Source organism: Pseudooctadecabacter sp., from assembly GCF_020627745.1.
Lineage (GTDB): Bacteria > Pseudomonadota > Alphaproteobacteria > Rhodobacterales > Rhodobacteraceae > Octadecabacter.
The window spans coordinates 27,929-52,839 of sequence record NZ_JAHDGE010000011.1; the positions used below are offsets into that span (position 1 = coordinate 27,929).

General features: G+C 62.1%; 26 protein-coding genes. 18 read left to right on the top strand and 8 right to left on the bottom strand.

All coding sequences use genetic code 11. The features are described from left to right. Positions 1–27: 27 nt before the first annotated feature. From truB to rbfA, 3 genes are read right to left on the bottom strand one after another with little or no spacing between them, the layout of a single operon-like run. A complete protein-coding gene (truB, locus tag QZ653_RS06880) occupies positions 28–933 on the bottom strand; it encodes a tRNA pseudouridine(55) synthase TruB (protein ID WP_296418855.1) in 906 nt (301 codons plus the stop codon). A 30-nt stretch (positions 934–963) separates the two neighbouring features. After that, a complete protein-coding gene (locus tag QZ653_RS06885) occupies positions 964–1,689 on the bottom strand; it encodes a phosphodiester glycosidase family protein (RefSeq protein WP_296418857.1) in 726 nt (241 codons plus the stop codon). Further along, a complete protein-coding gene (gene rbfA / locus QZ653_RS06890; RefSeq protein ID WP_296418859.1) occupies positions 1,689–2,090 on the bottom strand; it encodes a 30S ribosome-binding factor RbfA in 402 nt (133 codons plus the stop codon). Before rbfA ends, QZ653_RS06885 begins: the two co-directional genes overlap by 1 nt. Before the next feature lie 61 nt (positions 2,091–2,151). On the opposite strand from rbfA, the gene dapB reads away from it, so the two are divergent. Both dapB and QZ653_RS06900 read left to right on the top strand, forming a co-directional pair. Continuing rightward, entirely contained in the window at positions 2,152–2,970 is an 819-nt protein-coding gene (gene dapB / locus QZ653_RS06895) for a 4-hydroxy-tetrahydrodipicolinate reductase (protein ID WP_296418862.1), read from the top strand. A 58-nt stretch (positions 2,971–3,028) separates the two neighbouring features. Further along, on the top strand, positions 3,029–3,385 hold the full coding sequence (locus QZ653_RS06900; RefSeq protein ID WP_296418864.1) for a dihydrodipicolinate reductase: 357 nt from the start codon (positions 3,029–3,031) through the stop codon (positions 3,383–3,385). Positions 3,386–3,404: 19 nt separating this feature from the next. Here QZ653_RS06900 and QZ653_RS06905 read toward each other — a convergent pair whose 3' ends face one another. Next, positions 3,405–3,581 (bottom strand): DUF1674 domain-containing protein, encoded by a 177-nt coding sequence (locus QZ653_RS06905; RefSeq protein WP_296418866.1) that lies wholly within the window; start codon positions 3,579–3,581, stop codon positions 3,405–3,407. Positions 3,582–3,648: 67 nt separating this feature from the next. Here QZ653_RS06905 and QZ653_RS06910 point away from each other — a divergent pair, with 67 nt between their 5' ends. The 10 genes from QZ653_RS06910 (at position 3,649) to QZ653_RS06955 (ending at position 14,832) form a co-directional block, all read left to right on the top strand. Beyond that, positions 3,649–4,926, top strand: coding sequence for an RsmB/NOP family class I SAM-dependent RNA methyltransferase (locus tag QZ653_RS06910; protein WP_296418868.1), 1,278 nt, complete (start codon positions 3,649–3,651; stop codon positions 4,924–4,926). A gap of 187 nt (positions 4,927–5,113) precedes the next feature. Then, on the top strand, positions 5,114–6,730 hold the full coding sequence (locus QZ653_RS06915; RefSeq protein ID WP_412765999.1) for a heparinase II/III family protein: 1,617 nt from the start codon (positions 5,114–5,116) through the stop codon (positions 6,728–6,730). A 22-nt stretch (positions 6,731–6,752) separates the two neighbouring features. Further along, positions 6,753–8,342, top strand: a complete 1,590-nt coding sequence (gene purH, locus QZ653_RS06920; RefSeq protein WP_296418872.1) for a bifunctional phosphoribosylaminoimidazolecarboxamide formyltransferase/IMP cyclohydrolase — start codon at positions 6,753–6,755, stop codon at positions 8,340–8,342. Positions 8,343–8,357: 15 nt separating this feature from the next. After that, positions 8,358–8,837, top strand: coding sequence for a signal peptidase II (gene lspA / locus QZ653_RS06925; protein ID WP_296418876.1), 480 nt, complete (start codon positions 8,358–8,360; stop codon positions 8,835–8,837). A 35-nt stretch (positions 8,838–8,872) separates the two neighbouring features. Then, complete coding sequence (locus QZ653_RS06930; protein WP_296418878.1) at positions 8,873–9,391, top strand: DUF3035 domain-containing protein; 519 nt, start codon at positions 8,873–8,875, stop codon at positions 9,389–9,391. 91 nt (positions 9,392–9,482) lie between these two features. Continuing rightward, a complete protein-coding gene (locus QZ653_RS06935) occupies positions 9,483–10,808 on the top strand; it encodes a M16 family metallopeptidase (protein WP_296418880.1) in 1,326 nt (441 codons plus the stop codon). Then, a complete protein-coding gene (locus QZ653_RS06940) occupies positions 10,805–12,121 on the top strand; it encodes a M16 family metallopeptidase (RefSeq protein ID WP_296418882.1) in 1,317 nt (438 codons plus the stop codon). Before QZ653_RS06935 ends, QZ653_RS06940 begins: the two co-directional genes overlap by 4 nt. A 40-nt stretch (positions 12,122–12,161) precedes the next feature. Then, positions 12,162–13,994, top strand: a complete 1,833-nt coding sequence (gene mutL / locus QZ653_RS06945; protein WP_296418883.1) for a DNA mismatch repair endonuclease MutL — start codon at positions 12,162–12,164, stop codon at positions 13,992–13,994. Between the two features lie 75 nt (positions 13,995–14,069). Beyond that, a complete protein-coding gene (locus QZ653_RS06950; protein WP_296418884.1) occupies positions 14,070–14,456 on the top strand; it encodes a hypothetical protein in 387 nt (128 codons plus the stop codon). Continuing rightward, positions 14,437–14,832, top strand: coding sequence for a hypothetical protein (locus QZ653_RS06955; protein ID WP_296418887.1), 396 nt, complete (start codon positions 14,437–14,439; stop codon positions 14,830–14,832). The genes QZ653_RS06950 and QZ653_RS06955 overlap by 20 nt, the downstream gene beginning before the upstream one ends. An 80-nt stretch (positions 14,833–14,912) precedes the next feature. Here QZ653_RS06955 and QZ653_RS06960 read toward each other — a convergent pair whose 3' ends face one another. Beyond that, on the bottom strand, positions 14,913–15,569 hold the full coding sequence (locus tag QZ653_RS06960; RefSeq protein ID WP_296418889.1) for a ChrR family anti-sigma-E factor: 657 nt from the start codon (positions 15,567–15,569) through the stop codon (positions 14,913–14,915). 8 nt (positions 15,570–15,577) lie between these two features. Then, positions 15,578–16,102, bottom strand: a complete 525-nt coding sequence (locus QZ653_RS06965; protein WP_412766000.1) for a sigma-70 family RNA polymerase sigma factor — start codon at positions 16,100–16,102, stop codon at positions 15,578–15,580. Between the two features lie 328 nt (positions 16,103–16,430). Between QZ653_RS06965 and QZ653_RS06970 the strand changes: the two genes are divergently transcribed. The 5 genes from QZ653_RS06970 to QZ653_RS06990 are packed head-to-tail and all read left to right on the top strand — an operon-like array spanning position 16,431 to position 21,027. Next, positions 16,431–17,729, top strand: a complete 1,299-nt coding sequence (locus tag QZ653_RS06970; protein WP_296418893.1) for an NAD(P)/FAD-dependent oxidoreductase — start codon at positions 16,431–16,433, stop codon at positions 17,727–17,729. Further along, entirely contained in the window at positions 17,730–18,485 is a 756-nt protein-coding gene (locus QZ653_RS06975; protein WP_296418895.1) for a DUF1365 domain-containing protein, read from the top strand. It begins immediately after the preceding gene. Beyond that, positions 18,482–19,708 (top strand): MFS transporter, encoded by a 1,227-nt coding sequence (locus QZ653_RS06980; protein WP_296418896.1) that lies wholly within the window; start codon positions 18,482–18,484, stop codon positions 19,706–19,708. The genes QZ653_RS06975 and QZ653_RS06980 overlap by 4 nt, the downstream gene beginning before the upstream one ends. A gap of 3 nt (positions 19,709–19,711) precedes the next feature. Beyond that, the gene (locus tag QZ653_RS06985) at positions 19,712–20,290 is read left to right on the top strand and encodes a DUF3833 family protein (RefSeq protein WP_296418898.1); all 579 of its coding nucleotides are present in this window, start codon (positions 19,712–19,714) and stop codon (positions 20,288–20,290) included. 2 nt (positions 20,291–20,292) lie between these two features. Then, positions 20,293–21,027, top strand: a complete 735-nt coding sequence (locus QZ653_RS06990; RefSeq protein WP_296418900.1) for an SDR family NAD(P)-dependent oxidoreductase — start codon at positions 20,293–20,295, stop codon at positions 21,025–21,027. A 77-nt stretch (positions 21,028–21,104) separates the two neighbouring features. Here QZ653_RS06990 and QZ653_RS06995 read toward each other — a convergent pair whose 3' ends face one another. Further along, the gene (locus QZ653_RS06995; RefSeq protein ID WP_296418902.1) at positions 21,105–22,136 is read right to left on the bottom strand and encodes a saccharopine dehydrogenase; all 1,032 of its coding nucleotides are present in this window, start codon (positions 22,134–22,136) and stop codon (positions 21,105–21,107) included. Between the two features lie 94 nt (positions 22,137–22,230). Then, positions 22,231–23,160, bottom strand: coding sequence for a hypothetical protein (locus QZ653_RS07000; RefSeq protein ID WP_296418903.1), 930 nt, complete (start codon positions 23,158–23,160; stop codon positions 22,231–22,233). Positions 23,161–23,233: 73 nt separating this feature from the next. Here QZ653_RS07000 and QZ653_RS07005 point away from each other — a divergent pair, with 73 nt between their 5' ends. After that, complete coding sequence (locus QZ653_RS07005; RefSeq protein WP_296418905.1) at positions 23,234–24,907, top strand: peptidoglycan-binding domain-containing protein; 1,674 nt, start codon at positions 23,234–23,236, stop codon at positions 24,905–24,907. Positions 24,908–24,911: the final 4 nt, after the last annotated feature.

Here is a 24,911-nt window from a genome sequence, read left to right on the forward strand (position 1 = left end):
GGCCAGGTGAACGAGGGGTGATTCAGGCTAGCCGCGCACGAACACCCGCGACGGGTGCAGTTCGCCGGATTTGAAGGTGCCCACCGCAATGGCCTCACCGTTATGGTCCGCCCAGCAGTCTTCGCCGTAGTCCACATCGCCCATGACAAGGGCAGGGTTGCCGTTGCGCAGCTTCGCGATGCTGGCTTCGGGGCAATGGACACGTGGCAGATCATCAAGGCCGTCTTCGAGGGGACGGATCATGTGATCCAACCCATCGGTTTTGGCATGTTCGTCAAGTTGGTCGAGCGATACGCCGTCTTCGGCTGTAAACGGTCCCGACCAGATGCGCCGCAAGTTGCGCACATGGCCGTGACAGCCCAGCGCCTCGCCCAGATCGCGGGCGATGGACCGGACGTAGCCGCCCTTGCCACAGGTCATTTCAAGGGTGACGTGATCGGCGTCGGGCCGGTCGATCAGCAGCAGTTCCTCAACCCACAAGGGGCGGGCCGCAATCTCGAAATCCTCGCCGTCGCGGGCGCGTTTGTAGGCGCGTTCACCGTCAATTTTCACAGCGGAAAAGGCCGGCGGAATTTGCATGATGTCGCCCACAAACTGGCCCAGCGCCGCTTTGATGGCGTCGTCCGTGGGGCGGTCGTCGCTGGTTGCAATCACCTCTCCCTCGGCGTCGTCGGTGTTGGTTTTCTGACCCAGCCGCACGGTAAAGGTGTAAGCCTTCAGCGCATCGGTGATGTAGGGGACGGTTTTGGTCGCCTCGCCCAGTGCCACAGCCAGAACGCCTGTCGCTTCGGGGTCCAATGTGCCGGCGTGACCCGCCTTTCTGGCGTCCAGCGCCCAGCGCACCTTATTGACCACGGAGGTCGACGTGATGCCAGCGGGTTTGTCCACCACCAGCCATCCATGCAGATCGCGTCCTTTGCGTTTGCGTGCCATATCGCCCTCATCCTTGGTCAGGCGGGCCGGTTAGTTGGTGTCGGCCCCGCCGTCAAGCACACCCACCATCGGACCCAAAATCCCGAACCCGAAATCGGACCGCCCCGAGGCCGCGTCATACATGCGGCTGACCTTGCCATCAAAGAACAGCGCATTGGGCGTTTGCAGCCGGTCGCGGAACAGTGTGGCGAAGTCGTGAAAATTCACCGCGTCATTGCTGATGGCGAACCAGGCGGTCTGGCCGTCGGCTGAGGTGCCCACCCCGTTACGGATAAACCGGCTGTCGCTGTTTTCGATGAACCGCGGATGCAGCGCGCCGTCAATCACCAGCATGGGGCCGGATTGCGTGGCATAGGTGCACTCGGGCGCCTCGGCCTGATAGGCGAGGGTTTCAATGACGCGCAGGGTGTCCGCGATGCAAAAGACACCGTTGGGCAGCAGGCCGAAATTGCCCGGCCCGTCTGATGCGATGACGCGCATCTCCTGCACCCCGTCCTCGACATAGTGGCCGACAGGGTCGCGGTCGTCGTGGTACATGCCCGCGTTCATCGCGAACAGAAGATCGCGGTTTTCGTGGTCTTCAACGGCGCGGAATGACCCCAGAATATCGCCGTCATCATTGCGCAAAAACAGTTGCAGGTTTTCGGAGGCCGCAACCTCGCATACCGTATAGGACACGCCCAGATGACCGATGTCGTTGCAGGTGACAGCGGCGGCTGGCGTGGCCAGCACCAAAAGACCCAACAGCCCGCGCATCAGTCCTCTGACGAGATGTCGCGCGCGACTTTTTCGTCTGCAAACATCGCGCGGGTGGCGTCCATGCGGTCGTACATGTCGTCGATCCGGAACCTCAGGTCGGGGGCATGTTTCAGCTTCATCCCTTTGGTGATCAGATGGCGCAACTCGCCTTTGTTGCGCGCCAGAGCCTCGATCGCCAGATCGGCATCCTTGCCACCCAAGGGCAGCACAAAGGCCGTGGCGATGCTGAGATCGGGGGTCATGCGAACCTCGCCCACGGTGATGGACATGCGTTGCAGGTCGGGGTCATGGACCTCTCCGCGTTGCAACAATTCGGAAAGGGTGCGGCGGATCAATTCACCCACACGCAACTGGCGTTGCGACGGGCCGTCCTTGCCTTGAAAACTGTTCTTTGCCATGGGGTGCATGTAGGCTGGTTGGGCGCGCTTGCCAAGGCGCAGTGACGGAAAGGAACACGAGATGACACAGATGCCGGGAATTGTGATCACGGGCGGGTCCGGCCGGATGGGGCAGATGTTGATCGGCGCTGTGCTGGCGTCTGACGCGTGCACCCTTGTGGGCGTGCTGGAACGGGAGGGCCACGACTGGATCGGGCAGGACGTTGGCACGGCCATGGGGCGCGCGCCTGTGGGCGTCACGGTCAGCGACGACGCGGTCGCGACCTTTGCGAAAGCCCAGGCGGTGATTGATTTTACCGCCCCTGCCGCCACGGTGGGGTTCGCGGAACTGGCGGCTCAGGCGCGCGCGGTGCATGTGATCGGCACCACGGGCCTGACCGAAGCGGACATCGCCAAACTGGACGCCGCCGCCCACCATGCGGTGATCGTGCGGGCGGGCAATATGTCTTTGGGCGTCAACCTGCTGGTGCAGCTGACCAAAAAGGTCGCAGCGGCCTTGGATGAAGACTTCGACATCGAAGTGATCGAGGCCCACCACCACCACAAGGTCGATGCGCCCTCAGGCACGGCCCTGATGCTGGGGGAGGCTGCAGCAGAGGGTCGTGGCGTGTCCCTGAAGGACGTGTCCGACAGCGGGCGCGATGGCATCACCGGGGCACGGCAACGGGGCGATATCGGGTTTTCCGCGATTCGCGGTGGCGACATTGTGGGCGAACACGATGTGCTGTTTGCCGCCGCAGGCGAACGGATCAAGCTGAGCCATATTGCAACCGACCGCGCGATTTTTGCCCGCGGGGCGCTGAAGGCGGCTTTGTGGGGGCAGGACCAAAAACCGGGCGCCTATGACATGGTTGATGTTCTTGGATTGGGCGAAAAGTGAACTTTTTCTGCCTCTGATGCGTATCTACCCCGACATCTGAAAATCTGGAGGCCCCGATATGTTTCGCGCCCTGACCCTTGCTGCTGCTTTAATTTCAACCCCGGCCCTTGCCCTTGCATTCGAACGCATCGCGGACCGTGCCACGTTCATGAACACGGTCGGGGGGAAGGACCTGCGCATTGCGCTTTATGGTCTGACGATCAACGTCAACGACAATGGCACCATCGCAGGCAGGGCCGTCGGGTCCCCCATCACGGGATCATGGTCGTGGGACAACGGGTATTTCTGCCGCGATATGGACTGGTCCGGCTATCCGATTGAATACAACTGTCAACTGGTTGAGGTTGATGGCGACCGTATCCGCTTTACCGTTGACCAAGGTGCGGGCGACGACGCCGTCTTGCGCATCCGCTAACCGCACCCCGCCCTTGCCATCAAAAGTCGATGGCGAGGCCCTTTTTCTCCCAATCGCCGTACCGCACGGGTTCCGGCCCGTCGCGTCCGCCCAATTCCTCCGGCAGGTCGAGGGCTTTGGCCGCGCGGCGGCGTTCTTCTGCTTCGGCGAGGGCGCGCTGGGCGGCAGGGGGCAGGTCTTTGCGGTCCGTGGTCATGTCGCTCTCCTTGCGGCGGGATACGTCCTGATATACGCGGCCTTTATCATTCGCCAAGGGGTTTAAGATGTCGCAGCAACAAGGTCTGGGTCCGCGCAAGGCGGCTGTTTATCTGCTGGATCAGGTGACAGGGCAGGGCAAATTGCTGCCGGAACTGATCGGTGAAGGCGCGTTGCAGCACCTTGGCCCCGAAGATCGCGCTCGTGCCCAACGTCTGGCCACCGAAACACTGCGCGGGCTGGCCCGTGCGGACAGGATGCTTGCGCGGTTTGTGCAAAAAACGCCCCCCTTGGCTGTGCGCAATGTGTTGCGTCTGTGTACGGTTGAGCTGTCGCAGGGGGAGGCCGCCCATGGGGTCGTCAACGCCGGTGTCGAACTGGTGGCACGCAATAAACGCACATCTTCGATGAAGGGTCTGGTGAACGCGGTGCTGCGCAAGGTGGCCGCCGAAGGCCCCGAAGGCTGGGCGAAATTGGCCATTCCACGGATCCCCGGCTGGCTGCGCGGCCCCCTTAAAGACGCTTATGGTCCTGAGGTCGTGGCCGCCATTGAGGCCGCGCAATTTGCCGGTGCCCCGGTTGATCTGACGGTCAAAGGCGATGCCGCGCAGCTTGCCACGACACTCAACGGCACGGTTTTGCCCAACGGGTCTGTCCGGCTCGCGGATGCAGGGCAGGTGTCGGCGCTTGCCGGTTTTGACGACGGTGACTGGTGGGTGCAGGACGCCGCAGCCGCGTGGCCGGTGCAGATCATGGACCCCCAGAAGGGTGAGAAGATCCTTGATCTTTGCGCAGCACCCGGCGGCAAAACCATGCAGCTTGCCGCCGCCGGTGCGCAAGTCACCGCCGTTGATGCCTCTGCCGGGCGGATGCGGCGCGTGGGCGAAAACCTCGAACGCACAAAATTGCAGGCAACGACCGTCGTGTCCGACGCCTTTGCCTTTGATGAAGGCGGCTTTGATGCGGTGCTGCTTGATGCGCCCTGTTCGGCCACAGGCACGATCCGCCGCCATCCGGATCTGCCCTACGCGAAGGACGGGTCCGAATTCGGCATGTTGATCGACCAGCAGGCGCGCATGATCGACCACGCGCTGACCCTTCTTAAACCCGGCGGGCGGCTGTTGTTTTGCACCTGTTCGCTGCTGCCCGACGAAGGTGAGGTTCAGGTGGAAGAAGCCTTGGCCCGTCACCCCGGCCTGACCGTTGATACCGATGCGCTGGACCGGCCTGGCATTGATCCTGCATGGCACACGGCTGAGGGCGGTTTGCGGCTGCGACCCGATTTCTGGCCCGATCTGGGCGGGATGGACGGCTTTTACATCGCCCAGCTGCGAAAGCCTGCGTGACTTGATGGCGTCTTTCGCGTAAAGATCACCCTCGCAAAGATGCTGAATGGCACGGGCGAGAGGCAAAACATTGGTGGACCCATCCCACACCCTATCACGGCGCGCACGCGTCATGAACCGGCTGCACGCGCGGCTGGCAGGCAGGACGCGACCCGCAACCGCTTTTCAATCCAATCCCGAACCACGCATGATCGGGCACTATGCCCGTGGCCGGCAGCTTCTGGCCGGTAATTTTCTGTTTGCGGGCCAGTTGGTCGAAGCCCCCGAGACAAGTATGTGGGATGCCGTGGCCGACGTGCCCGGTGCCGCCATGGACGTGCATGGTTTTGCATGGCTCGATGATCTGGCGGCGGTGGGCGACAACAAGGCGCGCATTACAGCGCAGGCTTGGCTTCATGACTGGATCGACCGTTTTGGCAACGGATCCGGAGACGGATGGACACCCGATGTCACGGGCCGTCGCCTAATTCGCTGGATCGCGCACGGGTTCTTTTTGCTGCGCGGGGCGGACAAAACCGCGTCCGAGACCTATTTCCGATCCGCCGCACAACAGGCCATCTTTCTGTCCAAACGCTGGAAATCCGCCCGCCCCGGCCTCCCCCGGTTTGAGGCGGTCGCAGGGATGATCTACGCTGGTCTCAGCCTGCAAGGGCTGGAGGACCGCGTGGCCCCTGCTGTTGCCATGCTGACGCGCGATTGTGCGTCGCTGATCGGCCCTGATGGGGGCGTCGCCTCGCGCAATCCGGAAGAACTGCTGGAAATCCTCACGCTTTTATCCTGGGTCGAGACCGCGCTGACAGACACGGGCCATCCTGTTCCGGACGCCCTGCGCGCCGCCATGACCCGTGTGGCCCCCACCTTGCGGGCGTTGCGCCATGCCGACGGGGCCTTGGCGCGGTTTCACGGGGGTGGGCGCGGTCTGGACGGGTGGCTGGATCAGGCGCTGGCCGCAGTCGGGACGATCGAACAGCCGGACCGGACGCTGCACATGGGCTACGGTCGTCTGGCGTCGGGCCGCACAACCGTGATCATGGATGTGGCCCCCCCGCCGGGCGGGGCCTATGCGGCACAGGCCCATGCCTCGACCCTCGCGATGGAGGTCACGTCGGGGCGCAGACCGCTGATCGTCAATTGCGGCTCCGGTGTCAGTTTCGGCCCCGACTGGCGGCGCGCAGGCCGTGCCACGCCCAGCCATTCCACACTGTCCATCGAAGGCCGGTCTTCCTCCCTGCTTGAGGTCGGACGCCACGGGGCGGAAATCATGACCAACGGCCCCAAAGAGGTGCAGTCGGAAATTACCGCGTTGCGGGACGGTCACCGTCTGGCGACGGCCCATGACGGGTACCGCGTCTCTCACGGGTTGACCCACGTGCGGACGGTCGAACTGACATCGGACGGCCGCGCCATAGCGGGCGAAGACCTGCTGACCATCCTTGATGAAAAGGACGAACCTGTTTTTGACCGCGCCCTTGATGCCGAAACCTTGCAAGGCATCCCGTGGTCGATCCGGTTCCACCTCCATCCCGAGGTCGAAGCCGCGGTGGACCTTGGCGGGGCGGCTGTCTCTCTGACCCAGAAATCCGGTGAGATTTGGGTCTTTCGGCAGGATGGCGCGCAGGAAATGGGCCTTCAACCGTCGGTTTACCTCGAAAACGGGCGATTAAGGCCCCGCGCTGCGCAACAGGTGGTTTTATCTGGGCGGTCTTTGTCTTATGCGACGCGCATCCGTTGGTCGTTGTCCAAGGCACAAGACACGCCCATTGCCCTGCGCGATGTGGACGACCCGACGGCATTGGAGTTTTGATACCGCCTGAGGGGACCACCACATGACTGATCTGCAACCCATCCGCCGCGCCTTGCTGTCTGTGTCCGACAAGACCGGATTGATTGATCTGGGCAAAGCACTGGCCGCCCGTGGCGTCGAATTGCTGTCGACCGGCGGATCGGCGAAGGCGCTGCGCGATGCGGGTCTGACGGTCCGCGATGTGGCCGATGTGACAGGTTTCCCCGAAATGATGGATGGCCGGGTCAAGACCCTGCATCCCGGCGTGCACGGCGGCCTGTTGGCGCTGCGCGACAACGACGCCCACGTGGCCGCGATGAAAGACCACGGGATTGGCGCCATCGACCTGTTGGTTGTGAACCTCTATCCTTTTGAGGCCGCCTTGGCCCGAGGTGCCGCCTATGACGAGATGATCGAAAACATCGACATCGGTGGCCCCGCCATGATCCGCGCCGCCGCCAAGAACCACGCCTTCGTCAACGTCGTGGTGGATGTTGAGGATTACGAGGCGTTGTTGGCCGAGTTGGACGCCAACGACGGCCAGACGACATTTGCTTTCCGCCAAACTCTGGCGCAGGCCGCCTATGCGCGCACGGCCGCCTATGATGCCGCCGTGTCGTCGTGGATGGCGGGTGCCATCGGCAATGCCGCCCCCCGCCGTCGCGCTGTGGCGGGGACCCTCGCCCAGACGCTGCGCTATGGCGAGAACCCCCACCAGCAGGCCGCGTTCTACACCGACGGCAGCGACCGCCCCGGCGTCGCCACCGCCCAGCAGCATCAGGGCAAGGAATTGTCCTACAACAACATCAACGACACTGACGCGGCCTTTGAACTGGTCAGCGAATTCGCCCCTGACACAGGCCCCGCCGTCGCCATCATCAAACATGCCAACCCCTGCGGCGTGGCCCGTGGTGCCACCATGGCCGAGGCTTATACCAAAGCCTTCCGGTGCGATCAGACGTCGGCCTTTGGCGGGATCGTGGCGTTGAACGGCGAATTGGACGCCGAAACCGCAGAGGTCATGACCGGTATCTTCACGGAAGTCGTCATCGCGCCCTCTGCCACAGAAGACGCCAAGGCGATTTTTGCGGCCAAAAAGAACCTGCGGCTGCTGACAACCGGCGGGCTGGCCGATCCGATGACCACTGCACAGACGATTCGTCAGGTGTCCGGCGGCTATTTGATGCAGGACAAGGACAACGGGCTGATCACCCGCGATGACCTGAAGGTCGTGACCAAACTGGCGCCCACCGACGCGCAGATGGAGGACCTGCTGTTCGCCTGGAAGGTCGCCAAACACGTCAAATCCAACGCCATCGTCTACGTCAAAGACCTCGCCACTGTTGGGGTGGGCGCGGGGCAAATGAGCCGCGTGGACAGCGCGCTGATCGCGGCCAAGAAAGCCGAACGTATGGCCGAGGCGCTGGACCTTCCCGCGCCACTGACCCAAGGGTCCGCCGTGGCCTCTGATGCATTCTTCCCCTTTGCTGATGGCCTGCTTGAGGCCGCAGCCGCCGGTGCCTCCTGCGTCATCCAGCCCGGCGGGTCCATGCGCGATGATGAGGTCATTGCCGCCGCGGATGAGGCAGGTCTGGCCATGGTCTTCACCGGCATGCGCCACTTCCGCCATTAACCGAAAGGGTCGCACATGCGCCTGACACTGTGGACTGCGTTCTGGATTTTTCTGGCGGATCAGCTGTCGAAATATATCGTGCTGTATCAGGTCGACCTGCCCAACCAGCCGAACCAGACCTACGATGTCTTTCCGCCCTTTCTGGTGCTGCGCATGGCGTGGAACAAGGGCGTGAATTTCGGCCTCGGTGCGGATTATGACCTTCGTTGGGTGCTGATCGGTGTGGCGCTGGCAATTACAGTTTTTGTGATCTGGTGGGTGCGAAAGGCCGACATGGGGCGCTGGGCGCTTGTGTCAGCCGGGTTGCTGGTGGGCGGTGCGCTGGGCAATGTGATTGACCGTGTGATCTACGGCGCGGTGGCGGACTTTTTGAACATGTCGTGTTGCGGGTTCACCAACCCCTATGCCTTCAACGTCGCGGATATTTCCATCTTTGTCGGCGCGATAGGCCTTGTCCTTTTCACCGACGGTGACGACAAAAAGAAGACCGCGTGACGACGCCGCAGCTTTGCGGTAAGACAGGGCAAGGAATGGGAGTGTTGGGTATGCACAAAGCGGTGCTTTTGACTGTCATGGCGGTGGCCCTGTCGGCCTGTGCGGGTGGTGATCGTGGCTTGCGTGATTTGCGCAGCAATGGCGGTGGCCCTGACGAATTTCAGGTCAATCCGGTGAACCCCCTCGTGATTCCCGAAAACCTGTCTGCGCTGCCCACCCCCACTCCGGGTGGGGCCAACCGCGTTGATCCCAACCCGCAGGCCGATGCGGTGGCGATCCTGGGCGGCAACCCGAATGCCCTGATCCCCAATGGGATCCCCGCCTCTGACAGCGCAATCGTTGCGGCGGCCCGTCGGAACGGTGTTGACCCTGCCATCCGCCAGACCCTCGCGGCTGAAGACGCGGCCTTCCGCAATCGCGCATCGCGCTTTGGCTTCTTTCGGGGCCGCGACCGCTATTTCAGGGCCTATTCGCGGCAAGCGCTTGACGCTTACGCGGAACTGCAACGGTTCCGCAACGCAGGTGTGGCCACCCCGTCGGCCCCCCCGCAGTAGCGTCACGCCCCCCTCACATCCGCGTATGATACCTTGAAGATGCGTCCGCGCGGCGTACCTTTAGATCACGTTCATCAGCGGAGTATCCCGAATGCGCCTTCTTGCCGCCGCCCTGTGTTTTGTGGGCACCCTGACCGCCGCCGAAGAGGTCACGACCTACAGCCTTGATAACGGCATGGATATCGTGGTGATCGAAGACCACCGTGCCCCCGTGGTGGTGCATATGCTGTGGTATCGCGCGGGGTCTGCGGATGAACCCATCGGGTCCTCCGGCGTGGCGCATTACCTCGAACACCTTTTGTTCAAAGCCACCGACACAGTCGAAAGCGGTGAATTCCAGCGCGTCGTGGCCGCCAATGGCGGGTCCGACAATGCCTTCACCAGCTATGATTACACCGGCTATTTTCAACGGGTCGCCGCCGACCGTCTGCCCCTGATGATGCAGTACGAAGCCGACCGGATGAACAATCTGGTGCTGACCGAGGAAGACATCATCACCGAACGCGGTGTCATCATCGAAGAACGCAACCAGCGCGTCGAAAACTCCCCCGGTGCCTTGGCGCGTGAACAGATGCGCGCGGCGCAATACCTCAACCATCGCTACGGCGTGCCGATCATCGGCTGGATGCATGAGATGGAAGAACTGGATATGGCGGACGCGCTGTCGTTCTACGATCTCTATTATTCGCCCAACAACACCATCCTGATCGTCGCCGGTGACGTGGAGCCGGATGAGGTTTACGACCTCGCCCAGCAATACTACGGCCCCATCCCCGCAGAACCCAACCTGCCCGAACGTGTCCGGTCCCAAGAACCCCCGCAGACCGCCGAACGCCGTCTGGTCTATGAAGACCCGCGCGTCGCACAACCCTATCTGACCCGCACCTATATCGCCCCCGAACGCGATGCCGGTGATCAGACAGACGCCGCAGCCCTGACCTATCTGGCGGAGCTGTTGGGCGGGTCGTCCTTCACCTCGATCCTGCCCATCGCGCTGCAGTTTGACACCAACACCGCGATCTACGCCGGTGCGTTTTATTCCGGTGTCAGCCTTGATGACACGCTTTTTGGCGTCTCCGTCGCCCCCGCTGACGGCGTGACCTTGGCTGAGGCTGAGGCCGCGATGGACGCGGCCATCGCCCAATTCATGGAGGACGGCGTGGACCAAGACCGGCTTGAGGCTGTGCGCAACCAGCTCAAAGCCGGTGAAATCTACGCCCGTGATAATGTCGATGGCTTGGCGCGGCGCTACGGTGCGGCCCTGACCTCGGGCCTGACGGTCGAAGACGTGCAGGCCTGGCCCGATGTCCTGCAGGCCGTCACCGCCGAAGATATCATGGATGTGGCCCAGCGGGTGCTGGTCCGCGACCGGTCCGTCACCGGCTACATTGTTCCAACACGGGAGATCCTGCAATGATCCGTTTTATTGCCGCCCTTGCGGCCTCCCTCACGGCCTTCGCAGCCGCCGCACAGACCGAAATCGACATTCAGGAAATCACCTCCCCCGGCGGGATTGATGCGTGGCTGGTCGAAGAAAACTCGATCCCCTTTACGGCCATCGAACTGGTCTTTGACGGCGGGGCCACCTTGGATTTGCCCGGCAAACGCGGGGCCACGAACCTGATGATGGGCCTGATCGAAGAAGGCGCCGGTGATCTGGACGCCCGCGCCTTTCAAGCCCGGCGTGAGGCATTGGCCGCGTCCTATGAATTCGACACCTTTGATGATTCCGTTACCGTCTCTGCCGTGTTCCTCACCGAAAATCGGGATGAAGCGATCGCCCTTCTGCGGGAGGCGCTGATCAACCCCCGGTTTGACCAGGATGCCGTGGACCGCGTGCGCGGTCAGGTTCTGGCCGGTCTGCGGTCCGACGCCAACAACCCCGACCGGATCGCAAGTGCGGCCTTCGATGCCGCCGCCTTTGGCAATCACCCCTATGCCACTGCGATCAACGGAACCGAGGCCACCGTCGCCGCCCTGACCCGCGACGATATCATCACCGCCCACCGCAATGCACTGACCACAGGCCGTGTGCATGTGGGCGCTGCGGGGGATATTTCTGCCGATGAATTGGGCGTTCTGATCGACACCCTGATCGGTGATCTGCCTGCCGACGGCCCACCCCTGCCGGACCGTGTTGAATTTGGTCTGGACGGCGGCATCACCGTCGTGCCTTACGCCACGCCGCAATCCGTGGCCCTCTTTGGGCACGAAGGGATCGAACGGGACGATGATGATTTCTTCGCGGCCTTCATTCTAAATGAAATCCTCGGCGGGCGCGGTGTCGAAAGCCGCCTCTACCGCGAAGTGCGCGAAAAGCGCGGGCTGACCTACGGCGTGTCCACATTCCTTGTGCCGAAGGATTTCACCGAAATCTACCTCGGCTCCGTCGCGTCGGCCAATGACCGGATCGCCGAGGCGATTGACGTGATCCGCGACGAATGGGCGTTGATGGCCAGCGAAGGCATTACGCAGGAAGAGTTGGACGCCGCCAAGACCTACCTGACCGGCGCTTACCCTCTGCGATTTGACGGAAACGCCGCAATTGCGGGCATTCTGGTCGGCATGCAAAGCGTCGATTTGACCCCGGCCTATGTCGCCAACCGCAACGATTTCATCGAAGCGGTGACGCTTGACGATGTGAACCGCGTCGCCGCCGAATTGCTGGACCCCGACGGTTTGCATTTTGTGGTCGTGGGGGAGCCTGAGGGCCTGCAGGCCGCCGAATAACCCTGTCAGAATCGGCTGCAGCCATGCTACCACTGGTGTCATGGCTGCCACCGACCCCAAAATAAGCGACGCTCACCCCGTCATTCGTCAACTGGACGATGCTGCGATCAACCGGATTGCGGCGGGTGAGGTCGTGGAACGCCCCGCCTCAGCCGTCAAGGAACTGGTGGAAAACGCGCTGGACGCCAAAGCGTCCCGCATCGAAATCTCCATCGCGGACGGCGGCAAAACCCTGATCCGTGTGACGGACAACGGCGTGGGCATGACGGCAGATGATCTGCCGCTGGCACTGTCGCGCCACGCTACGTCCAAAATCGACGGCACCGATCTGCTCAACATCCACAGCTTTGGCTTCCGGGGGGAGGCCTTGCCGTCCCTTGGGGCCGTCGGCCGCCTCACGATCCGCAGCCGCACCGCCCAAGGGGATGGCGCAGAAGTCACCGTCGCCGGTGGCGCGCATGAGGCTGTGCGCCCCTCAGCGTTGACGGCTGGCACGGTCGTCGAATTGCGTGATCTGTTCTATGCGACACCCGCGCGGCTGAAATTCCTGCGCACCGACCGCGCAGAGATGCAGGCGATCAGCGATGTGATCAAACGGCTGGCCATGGCCGAACCCTTCGTGACCTTCATCCTGACAGATGTGTCGGGCGGCAATTCCCGCGTGACCTTCCGCGCCGATGCGGAAACCGGCGATATGTTTGACGCGCTGCACGCGCGGTTGCGCTGCGTTCTGGGCCGCGATTTTGCCGAAAACGCGCTGGCGATTGATGCGGAACGCGAAGGCGTGCATCTGACGGGGTACGCCGCGCTGCCCACCTATTCGCGCGGGTCCGCCGTGCAGCAGTTCCTCTATGTCAACGGGCGGCCTGTGCGCGACAAGGTGCTGATCGGCGCGTTGCGCGGGGCCTATATGGACACCCTCAGCCGTGACCGCCACCCGGCGGCGTGCCTGTTCATCGACCTTGATCCGACCCGCGTGGACGTCAACGTCCACCCTGCCAAATCCGAGGTCCGCTTTCGCGACCCGGGCACCGTGCGCGGTCTGATCGTCAGCGGCTTGCGCCATGCGCTGGCGGAGGCGGGGCACCGTGCGTCGACCACCGTCGCTTCCGCCACCTTGGGCGCGATGCAGCCCGAACCGCAGGGCGCGCGGATCTATCAGATGGACCGGCCCACGCCGTCCAGCGGGCCGGCCTATCAAGCCCCGTCCACAGGCTTTGCCGAAATGGCACCGGAGTATTCGGGGCGTGTGGACACCCCCGTTCAGACGCCCGAACAGGCCGACCATCAGGACCGTCCGCTTGGGGCCGCCCGTGCGCAGGTCCATGAAAACTACATCATCGCCCAGACCGAAACCGGCATCGTCATTGTCGATGGTCACGCGGCCCACGAACGGCTGGTCTACGAGAAACTCAAAACCCAGATGGCGGAAAACGGCGTTGCGGCGCAGGCCCTGCTGATCCCTGAAATTATCGAAATGTCTGACGGGGACGCCGCCCAGTTGCTGGCCGTGGCCGATGACCTGTCGCGTTTCGGGCTGACCATCGAACCCTTTGGCGGGGGTGCCATCGCCGTGCGTGAAACCCCTGCGATCTTGGGCGAGGTCAACGCCGAAGCCATGCTGCGCGATATCCTTGATGAGCTCAGCGATCAGGGGGCCAGCACTTTGGTTCAGGAAAAGCTTGAGGCGATCCTCAGTCGCGTTGCCTGTCACGGGTCCATCCGCACCGGTCGTCACATGCGCGGGGAAGAAATGAATGCCCTGCTGCGCGACATGGAAAAGACGCCCAGGTCCGGCCAGTGCAATCACGGGCGGCCCACCTATGTTGAACTGAAACTCAGCGATATTGAGCGTCTTTTCGGACGCACCTGAGCGTCTTTGCCCATTTGCACTATTGAGACGCCGCCGCGCCCCCGTTAGCGTGGCGCAAACTGCTGGGGGACTAACATGCGGATTCTTGCGGCTTTGGCCGGGTTCATCTTGTTCGGGGCATGTTCTGTCGCGGATATCACCCGCGAGGCAGAGGCTCTCCGCGTTCAGAACCTGACCGATGAAACCCGCCGTGCCTGGGATGTTGCGTATCGTGATCTGCCCTTTGATCGCGGTACGGTCTATGTCATCGCCAATGAGCACGGCGACATGCACACCTATTCCCTGCAGCCCTGCGGGACCGGCCACATCTGTGGCGGGAACGGGCATCGTGGCCATGTGGAACGGACTGCAGATTTCTTTGTGGTGACGGGGGCCTACCCCCATCGCACATTCCTTTTGTCGCCAGGCGGCGACGGATATCTGAATTGGCGAGGAGTATATCGTGATCTTGCGTGGAATTAAACGCACGGCCCTGTTGGCCGGGCTTGGCCTGACAGTTGCGGCCTGTACCGCCCCCCTTCCGGGTGGTGAAACCGGTCCCTTTGCGCCGGGCAACACATTGACGTTCTTTTATCAGGGCGTGCTGACGGACCCGCCAGATCAGGCAGTTCTGACCGCTTGCGGCAACGAATTGGTGGCCCGCACCTGTGTTCGACAGTCCAACGGGGCTGTGTTCCCCCTTGAGGTGACCGAAAGCGGGGCGGTGCGGTACGGAAGCGATGCGATGCAGATGATCCTGCAGCCCGATCCGGGTGGCCTGCCGTCCGGTGTGGGTCAGCTGACCAATACCGCAACAGGCGAAACCAACGGTATGCGCTGGGTGTCCCTGCCGTCCTGACCTTCACCCGCCGCATGCAGAAAAAAGGCGTCCCCGTTTCGCACGGGGACGCCTTTTCGTTTCGGGGGGTGGCGTATTGATCAGATGCGCAGGAACGGCTGGGCGATGCGGGGAATCCAGCTGTTAAACCGCAACGGCGCATCGGTGGCGGCCAGACAGATACAATCCAGACCATCCTCGGCCACAGGCTGGTGGTCCAGTTCTTCGGTGGCGACCTCAATATCGCCCGCGCCGAACCGGTCTTCTTCATCCTTGAACGCGCCTTGCAGAACCAAAGTCAGTTCCGTGCCGCGATGGCCGTGATCCGGCACAGCAGTGCCTGCGGGGATATGCAGCAAACGCACGCTGGCCGATGCGTCGGTTTTCAACAACGCCTGACGTACACCGCCACCGACCTTGCGCCATTTCACCGCATCCAGATCACCGCCGACATAGTCTTGCAACGGGCTGGGGAACAGCCCCGTCCGCGCGGGACGCGGGGCGATGTCTTCATGTCCGGCATCCTGATCGGCTGCGATCATCTCAAGCGTGGCGGCCAGACTTTCGTCGGACACATTGGCGGGCGCTTCGGCGTCCATGACCGCCCCGCCCACGGTGTCGAATTCATACATCCGCGCGCGGCATTCATCGCACATGGAAATATGTGTCGCCACAACAAGGTTGAACCCCTCGGGCAGGGTGCCCGCGGAATAGCCCATCAACAGGGCGTCGGTCAGGTGGTGTTTGATCTCGTTCATCTTACTGTTCACTTCATTTGATGGCGCAAACGTTCCAGCGCCAGTCGAATCCTCGACTTGATTGTTCCCAAAGGAAGTCCCGTCTGCTCCGCGATCTCACTATGGGTGAGGTCGCCGTAATAGGCGCGCACGATCAAATCCTTTTGCTTGTCAGGCAGCGCGGCTAACGCCTCTGCAAGCTGTTTACTTTCCTGCTGGAGGGCCAGCACATCTTCCTGGTCGGGCTCCGCCTCAGGACCCCATGGCAAATCTTCCGGTTCCGGCCTGCGCTGTTTGCGCAAAATGTCGATCCGGCGGTTTCGGGCGATTGTGAAAATCCACGTCGACACGGAGGCCTTCGCAGGATCAAACAAATGCGCCTTGCGCCACAGGGTCGCCATGACCTCTTGTGCAACTTCTTCGGCCAGATCCGGGCTGGCCCCCGACTTCATCAAAAACGCCTTCACCCGTGGGGCAAAATGCCCAAAGATCGCAGCAAAGGCCTGCTGATCCTTGGCGTCCCGCACGGCGAAAAGTTCCTCAACCCACGCCATCCGATCTGGTTTTTGCGTTGCCGCCACGTCCACCTTTCCGACGATACCCGCAGGCGGGGCCCCGTCCTTCAATAGTTCTGTTGCCAGTTGACCCGCGCGCGAAGTGTGCGGGTCGGTTTCGGCCAAGGTCGATGTGTCGGTCAACATATAAAGCTTACGGCCAAAACCTACGGTTGGATCACCTGTTCCGGTAATATTTCAACGTGGTCCGTACGGATATTTTATTGCCCTGAAAGGAAACCAAACCTTGGCCTCAACCGTAAAGACTATAAGACAGCTTTCAAGATTATGTGTAAGCTTTAGATGACAGTTTAAGGGTTGGGGTGTAATGCCAGACAAACAAAAGGCCGACGCGCCAAAGCGCATCGCGGTGATCGGTGCGGGAATTTCGGGCATGGCCGCCGCCCACGAATTGGCCAAAGACCACCGCGTCGTCCTGTTCGAGGCTGAACAGCGGCTGGGCGGCCACGCCCGCACCCGTATGGGCGGGCGCAACGGTGATCAGGCGGTGGACACCGGGTTCATCGTGTTCAACTACGCCAACTACCCCCATCTTGTGGCGTTGTTCGAAGAACTGGATGTGCCAGTCACGCCGTCCAACATGTCCTTTGGCGCGTCCATCAACGGCGGTCAGTTCGAATATGCGCTGACATCTTTGCGCGCGCTTTTTGCCCAGCCCAAGAACGCGCTGAACCCCAAGTTCCTGCGCATGTGGCGGGACGTCCTGAACTTCAACAAAAACGGTCTGCGGCTGTCCAAGGAAGACGGGCTGACCGTGGGCGGGTTGATCGAAAAGCTCGGCGCGGGGTCGTATTTTCGGGATTATTACCTGTTGCCGCTCAGCGGTGCGATCTGGTCCACGCCGACCGAAAAAATCATGGATTTCCCCGCCCATGCGATGATGACCTTCTTTGAAAACCACGCGCTGTTGGGCGTGACGGGCCAGCATCAGTGGTACACCGTGCAAGGCGGGTCGCAGGAATATGTGTCGCGTCTGGGGCTGTCCATGGCTGAACGCGGCGTCGTCATGCGCCTTGGCACCCCGGTTGAGGGCGTGCGCCGCACCGCCGAAGGTGTCACCATCAAAGCCCCCGGTTCCGAGTGGGAGGCCTTTGATGAGGTCATCTTTGCCACCCATTCCGACGACAGCCTGTCATTGCTGTCTGATCCGTCAGACCGCGAAACACAGGTCCTTGGCGCGGTCAAATATCAGCCCAACCGGATCGTTCTGCATTCCGATGCCAGCATCATGCCCAAACGTCGGTCGGTCTGGGCGTCGTGGATTTATTCCGAGGATGCGGACAAACGGTCTGACCGGATCGACCTGACCTATTGGATGAACAGCCTGCAGCCGTGGTTGACGCAGGATGAGCTTTTCGTGACCCTCAACACCACCCGCCACATCGACCCCGATCTGATCTGGGATGAGGTGACATTGCGTCATCCCGTCTATGATCTAGAGGCGCTGGCCGCCCAAGGTCAGGCCGCCGCCATGAACGGGACCAACAACACATGGTTTTGTGGCGCATGGATGAAAAACGGGTTTCACGAAGACGGAATCGGATCGGCGATGGATGTTGTCGCCGCGATCCGCAGCCGCCGCGCCATGGCCTTGGCCGCCGAGTAAATGGCCACCGTCGATCATATCGCCGGTGAAACCTATCACGGACGGCGGGGGGGCACGAAAAACGCCTTCCGCTATTCGATCGACTACGTGCTGCTGGACGCCGAAGGCACGCCCGACCACCCCGCGCTTTTCGCGCGGAACGGGCGGGCACCGATGTCCCTGCATGACGTGGACCACGGCGGCGCACCTAAAGACGGCCAAGGGGCCGTTTGGGTGCGCGATGTGCTGGCGGCCCACGGCCTTGATGTGACCGGCCGGATTGATCTTTTGGCGCAGCCCCGCGTGTTGGGCCATGTCTTCAATCCGGTGTCCTTCTGGCTGTGCCATGACACGGGTGGCGTTTTGCGAGTGGTCATTGCAGAGGTGTCGAACACCTTTGGCGACCGGCATTCCTACCTGTGTCACCACGATGATCTGGCCCCGATCACGAAGGCGCAGACCATCACCGCGCAAAAGATTTTCCACGTCTCGCCGTTTCAGGACATCGCGGGGGGCTATACCTTTCGGTTCGATATCCAGCCTGACAGCATCGGCATCTGGATTGATTTCTCCGAAGATGGCGCGGGCCTGATCGCCACGTTGACCGGCCCGCGCAAACCGCTGACCAACGCAGGCATCCTCAAGGCGATGCTGCGCCGCCCGTTCGGGTCGCGCCGCGTGCTGGCGCTTATCCATTGGCAGGCGGTGAAACTCTGGTGGAAAGGCGTGGCCTATCGCCCCCGACCCGAGCCGCCCACGGATGAGGTGTCGCGATGACCGCGCTGGCCCACCGGTTCCCCGCCTACACCGGGTTCGCCGCCGTGCTGTCCGGTGCGGGGCTGCCCATCTATATCTATGCGCCCAAATACTACGCCGACACCTATGGCGTCAGCCTGACGGCCTTGGGCGCGGTGCTGTTCGGGTTGCGTCTGTTTGATGTGGTGCAAGACCCCGTGCTGGGCTGGATCGCAGAACGTCTGCGTGGGGGCAAAGCATGGGCCGTGGCCGCAGGGGCGGCGTTGCTGGCCTTGTCCATGATCGGCCTTTTTGCCGTGGCCCCGCCGATTGATCCTGTCTGGTGGTTCGGCCTGACGATCACGGGGCTGTTTTCGGCGTTCAGTTTCCTCACCATCAACTTTTACGCCCAAGGCATCGCCAAGGTGCAGGGGATGGACAACGGCCACACGCGGCTGGCTGCATGGCGCGAATCCGGGGCGTTGTTGGGCGTTTGTCTGGCTGCCGTGGCCCCGACGGTGTTGATGGATGTCGCGGCTGATCCCTTTGCCACGTTTGCTTGGGGCTTTGCTGCGGCCACGGGGCTGGCAGCTCTGTTCATGTGGCGCGAATGGACGCCGGCCTCCACCACACAGGCGCCCACGCCGGTGCGCGAAATTCTGGCCGATCCACTGGCGCGCAAACTGCTGGTGTTGGCGCTGGTCAATGCGACGCCCTTGGCCGTGTCCTCAACCCTGTTCTTGTTCTACGTCGAAAGCCGTCTGGACGCGCCTGGATGGGAAGGGCCGTTGCTGGTCCTGTTCTTTCTGGCCGCCGCCTTGTCCGCGCCGCTGTGGTCCGCGCTGGCCCGCCGGTTCGGGGAAAAACCTGTGTTGCTGGCGGCCATGGTGCTGGCGATTGCGGCCTTTGGCTGGACGCTGACACTGGGGGCAGGGGACACGACGGCCTTCGCGGTCATCTGCGTTTTGTCGGGTGCGACAATTGGTGCCGATCTAACTTTGCTCCCGGCTCTCTTCGCCAAACGTATGTCTCATATAGCCCCCAACGGTGGCCAAGGGTTCGGTCTGTGGTCGTTGGTGTCGAAATTCACACTCGCCTTTGCGGCGGTACTTCTTTTGCCCTTGCTGGAAGGGGCCGGTTTTGAGGCCGGAACACAAAATCCGGCGGAGGCGTTGACCATGTTGACGGTGCTTTACGCGCTTGTGCCGTCCGTTTTGAAATGTGTGGCCATAGCATTGTTGCTGGCCACGAAACTGGAGGACTGAAAAATGACGTCCACGATCCTGTTCCTGCTGGGTGCCCTTGCGGTGGTGGCGCTGATGCTGCTGAAGGGTCGCCTTGCGTCCTTCATGGCGCAAACGCCGGATGACTACACCGACGGCCCGCTGTTCAATATGCGTGAGGTCTTTAACGGCCCCATCGAATGCGAAGGCGTGATTTACGGGCCCACAGGCCGCGTCACATCGCGGTTCGAGGCGGATTTCGTGGCCTCATGGGATGGCAACGTCGGCACGGTGAAGGAAGAATTCCGCTACGACAGCGGCAATGTCCAGCACCGGCAATGGACGTTCACGCTGGGCAATGACGGGTCGATCAAGGCAGAGGCACCGGATTTGGTGGGCGCGGGCACGGGCACTCAGCGCGGGTCGGCTGTGCAACTGAACTACAACATCAAGCTGACCGATGAGGCTGGCGGCCATGTTCTGAACACCACCGACTGGATGTATATGACGCCAAATGGAAACGTAATGAACCGATCGCAGTTTCGGAAGTTTGGGATAAAGGTCGCGGAATTGGTCGCGACCATGCGGCCCAAACACGCCGCCAACCTGCAACCGGGAGAATAGGAATGCGAGACTTCGCGGGGAAACGCTATTGGCTGGTCGGCGCCAGCGAGGGACTGGGCAAGGCACTGGCCAAAAAGCTCAGCGCGCAAGGCGCCCATGTGATCCTGTCCGCCCGGTCCGAGGATACGTTGAAAGAGGCCGTGGGCGACATGCCCGGCAAGGCGTCCTACCAGACCATCGACATCAGCAATGACGACAGCGTCAAAGCGGCGGCTGAGGCGGTGGGTGAGGTTGACGGGCTGGTCCTGCTGGCGGGTGTCTACTGGCCCTTCGGTGCCGATGAATGGGACGCCGAAAAGGCCACGGCCATGGTGGACATCAACTTCACCGGTTTCGTGCGGGTCTTGGGGCAGGTGGTGCCCATGATGGTGGACCGTGATGAGGGGCACATCGTCATCACATCCTCCCTCACCGGGTTCCGCGGGCTGCCGGGGTCTATCGGCTACACCGCGTCCAAGGCTGCGACGATGTCACTGGCGGAATGTATGTATGCCGACCTGCGCAAGACCGGCGTTCAGGTGCAGGTGGCCAATCCGGGCTTCATCAAGACGCGACTGACCGACAAGAACGATTTCAAAATGCCGTTCCTGATGGAACCTGAAGAAGCCGCGCAAGAGATGCTGGAACACATGGGTGGCGATCACTTCAAGAAAAGCTTCCCGATGATGTTCTCGTGGGTGTTCCGGCTGTCCCAGTTCCTGCCCGATTGGGCCTATTTCCGCATCTTCGGCAAATAACGCGCCACGACCCACGGCCCTGCCGCGACCCGAACCGCCCGGGCCGGAGCCCGCAGGCTCCGGTTTGGGTGGCATCATCAGACGTTGTCTTTGAATGTTGTGCGTGCGCGCCCCCAGACACCTTTCTTGTCAGCCTTTAGATCCAACAGATACGGCAACAGCTGCTCTGCAAAATCTTCGGTGCTTTCCACGGGCATCAGCGACGGCAGATTGTCGATGGCCATGACATCCAGAGGCGGGCGGCTGTGCGCGCGTACCGTGGGTTCGGCCCATGTGGTGGTCTGGTCGTAAACCTTCACCGGGTTGAAATCACTTGTGGGATCGCAGGCAATATCCCCGATGACGGACAGGGTCCGGTCGGCCGCGCCTGCGTCTGCCTCGACAAACACCGGCACATCGGGCTGGGCCAGTATGCAGTTGAGGAAGATATCGTGGTCCAACACCTCTGGAAACGGGCCGCCATGGGCTGTTTCCTTCATGTCCCATAGCGTCGTCTGGATGCCAACCGCCTTGCACAGGTCCGCAGCCCCGCTGCCCACACGGCCCTTGGCCCCGATGATCAGCGCCGTGGGCTTGCCGTTGAACGCGGCCTTGACCGTCTTCTCCATGTCCTTGGCTGAGGCAAAGGCCTCCACCCGGCCCAAGGTCCTGCCGTCCTGCTGCGCCCCCCACGCCATCACGGACAGCGCAGCACCCGCGTAACCCGCCCAATAGCCGAATGCCGCAACCCGTTTGCCGTGGCCATTGACCAGATATTCCAGATCAAGCAACGTCCCGCCGCCCCGTTTGAACCGGTCCAGCAGCGCACGCCCGTCGGCCTGACCTTTGTAGGCATGGCCGAACATGATGTGATCGTGGGTCAGGGGCGTGCTGTCGTCGGGCAGTTCCTTCAGCCCCAGAATGATCGCCTCGTCCGGGGCATTGATCCACGCGCCGGGGGTCGCAATTTCGCAGCCCACATCGCGATAGTCTTCGGTCGGGATGCAGCGTGCGGGGCTGTCTTCAACCACCAAACGCCAGCCCGCGTCGATCAGCTTTTGCGCACCCTTCGGCATCAAAGGCGCGCGGGCTTCGTTGTCGCGGGGTTCGGCGCGCATCCAGATCAACATGTCGGTCTCCTACAAGTTGACCGACATTTGCACGGTCTTTCGCTGTTGTCACCGGTTCGACAAAGGACGTCACAGTCATAAACGGGGCGGACGGTCATCGCGACTTCGCCTCGTCTGCCTCACGCATTGCCGTATACTCCGCCTGAAGCTCGGCCAGCCTGTCCAGCGCCTCCTCTCGGGTGTTGCGGATGTTGGGGCGCGTGGTCTTGGCCTCATACCGCAGGCGTTTGTCGGTTTCGGTTTCGGACCCCATGGCGTACCGCACCGACCCCATGGAATAGCTGCGGTTGAACTCCTCAGACCGCAGCGAAAATTGCACCCAGGCGGGCGACTGGATGCGGGTGCCTTCGTAATTGAATACCAGCCACCACTTGTGGCCGGTGGCGCGAATGGCCTCCTCGACCCAATTGTGCAGATCGTTCACATCCCGTGAATGGGCGATCTTCATTCCGCTTAAATCCACTTCAAGAACCTTGGTGTCGTGATCAAACCGCAGCCGTCGCAGAAAGGCGTCTTTGGTGAAACTGGGCACGTGGGTCAGCCGTTCGCGCCGTTTGGACGGCAAAGCGCGCAGATGCGCCCAGGCGTCATCGCGGCTGCCAAACAGGTTCGGATTTTCGCGATCGGTGCCCTTTACCTTGGCGATCTGGGCCAGTGTATCGGGATCGGCGTCGTAGCGGACGGTTTTCATCGAATGCCCTTCGTTCAGGTCCCGGCCCCGACGGGTAAAGGCAAACCACGCGCTTTCATCCACCCTGTAATCGCGGGTGTTCACCATGAAGAACCACTGGGGTTCGCCTGTATCCTGCATCCGGTGTTCGACGTAATCATAAAAGGCATTCACGTCCGCAGAGGACCGGAACCGCAGCCCCTGAAAGTCGATTTCAACGATCTGCGCGCCCTCGTGGACGGTGATCCGGTCTTCAAGGGCTGTCGGCGAAAAGTCGGAAACGTAGGGCATCAGGGTATCCGGCGGGTTGTGGTGGCGGAACAGATCATGGTCATATCCGTTGAAGTGTAGCACGCGCTGACGCGGCTGCTATTGGATAGCGGTATTCTGGCCGGTATCTTTGACGAGACCACGGAAAGGATACCCCATGCGCCACCTGCTTTTGACAACCGCCCTGATGTTGCCGTTGCCCCTTTGGGCGCAGGATGCGGCCCTTGTTCTGGGACAGGAACGGTATGAACAACAGGACCGCGTGCGCGGTGCGGATGATATTCTGGCCGGTCAGGACCGGTTGGAGGCGCTGGGCTTTGACGTTTTCGCCCGCGCCAACGGGCGCGCTGATGCGCTGCGCGATCTGGCCACGTCCTTTCAGGCACAGGCCGTCGGGGCGGACCGGTTGCTGGTGGCGCTGTCGGGACATTTCGTCACCGACGGCACCCGCAGCTGGCTGCTGAGCGCCGACGCCGATGCCCCTGATCTGTTCACCGTTGACCAGATGGGCGTGTCAGTCGAAAGCCTGCTGTCGATCCTGTCTGACACCCAAGGCAAGGCGGTGCTGATGCTGGGGCAGGGCGATCCCGACGATCTTGATCTTGACGACAGCCGCTTGCAGGCGGGTCTTGGCCCGCTGGATATTCCGCAGGGCGTCACCGTAATCAAGACGCGGCCCTCTGTGGCCGGTCGGCAAATGGTCAATGTCCTGACCCAGCCCGAAGCCACCATCGGCGCGCGCCTTTTGTCGAACGACAACCTGACAATCGAAGGGTTCATCACGCCCGACTGGGTGCTGATGCCCGGTGAGGTGGTGATCGACGCACCCGACCGCCCTGCCACCCCTTCGGAGGATGACCTCAACGCGGAGGCTGCCCTGTGGGACCGCACGACCTCAACCGACACGGTCGAAGCATACCGCACCTACATTTCGCGCTATCCCGAAGGCCGGTTTGTCAATGACGCAGAGGCCCAGATCAGGGCCATACTGGCCGAACCGAACCGTGCTGCGCGCCTGACCGAAGAGGCGCTTAACCTGACGCGGGCCCAACGGCGCGATATCCAGCAGAACCTGACCTTGCTGGAATACAATACCCGCGGTGTGGACGGCATTTTCGGGCGTGGATCGCGGGGGGCGATCACGAACTGGCAACAATCCAACGGTTTCCCGCAGACGTCCTATCTGGACCGCGACCAGATCAATCTGCTGGACGCGCAGGCGGCCCGCCGCGAGGCCGAGATCGAGGCCGCAGAAGTTCGCGAACGCGCCGCAGAAGAGGCCCGCGACCGTGCCTACTGGACAGAAACCGGTGCGCGCGGCGATGAGCCGGGCTACCGCGCCTACCTCAACCGATACCCCGACGGCCTGTTTGCCAACATCGCCACCGCCCGTCTGGGCGAGATCGAGGACCGCCGTCGTGCCGATGCGGAAGCCGCCGACCGCGCCGCATGGGCTGTGGCAGAACGCGAGGACACGGTGGCCGCCTACCGCAATTATCTCAGCACCTATCCGCAGGGGGTCTTTGCCGAGCGTGCACAAACACGGATTGAAAACCGTCGCGGGCCACAGGTGACCAATGCCCAGCGGCGTCAGGCCCGTTCCGAGGAACAGGGCCTGCGTCTGTCTGGCGTGCGCGCCCAGCTTCTGGAACTGCGACTGCGCGATCTGGGGCTGGACCCCGGACGCCTTGACGGTGTGATTGACGACCAGACGCGCACCGCCATCGCCAGCTATCAGGACGCCGAAGGCATCACGCCCACCGGGTTTGTGGACCGGCGCACGGCCATCGGGCTGATTTCAGGGTCCATCAACATCACCATTGATAATTGACGCA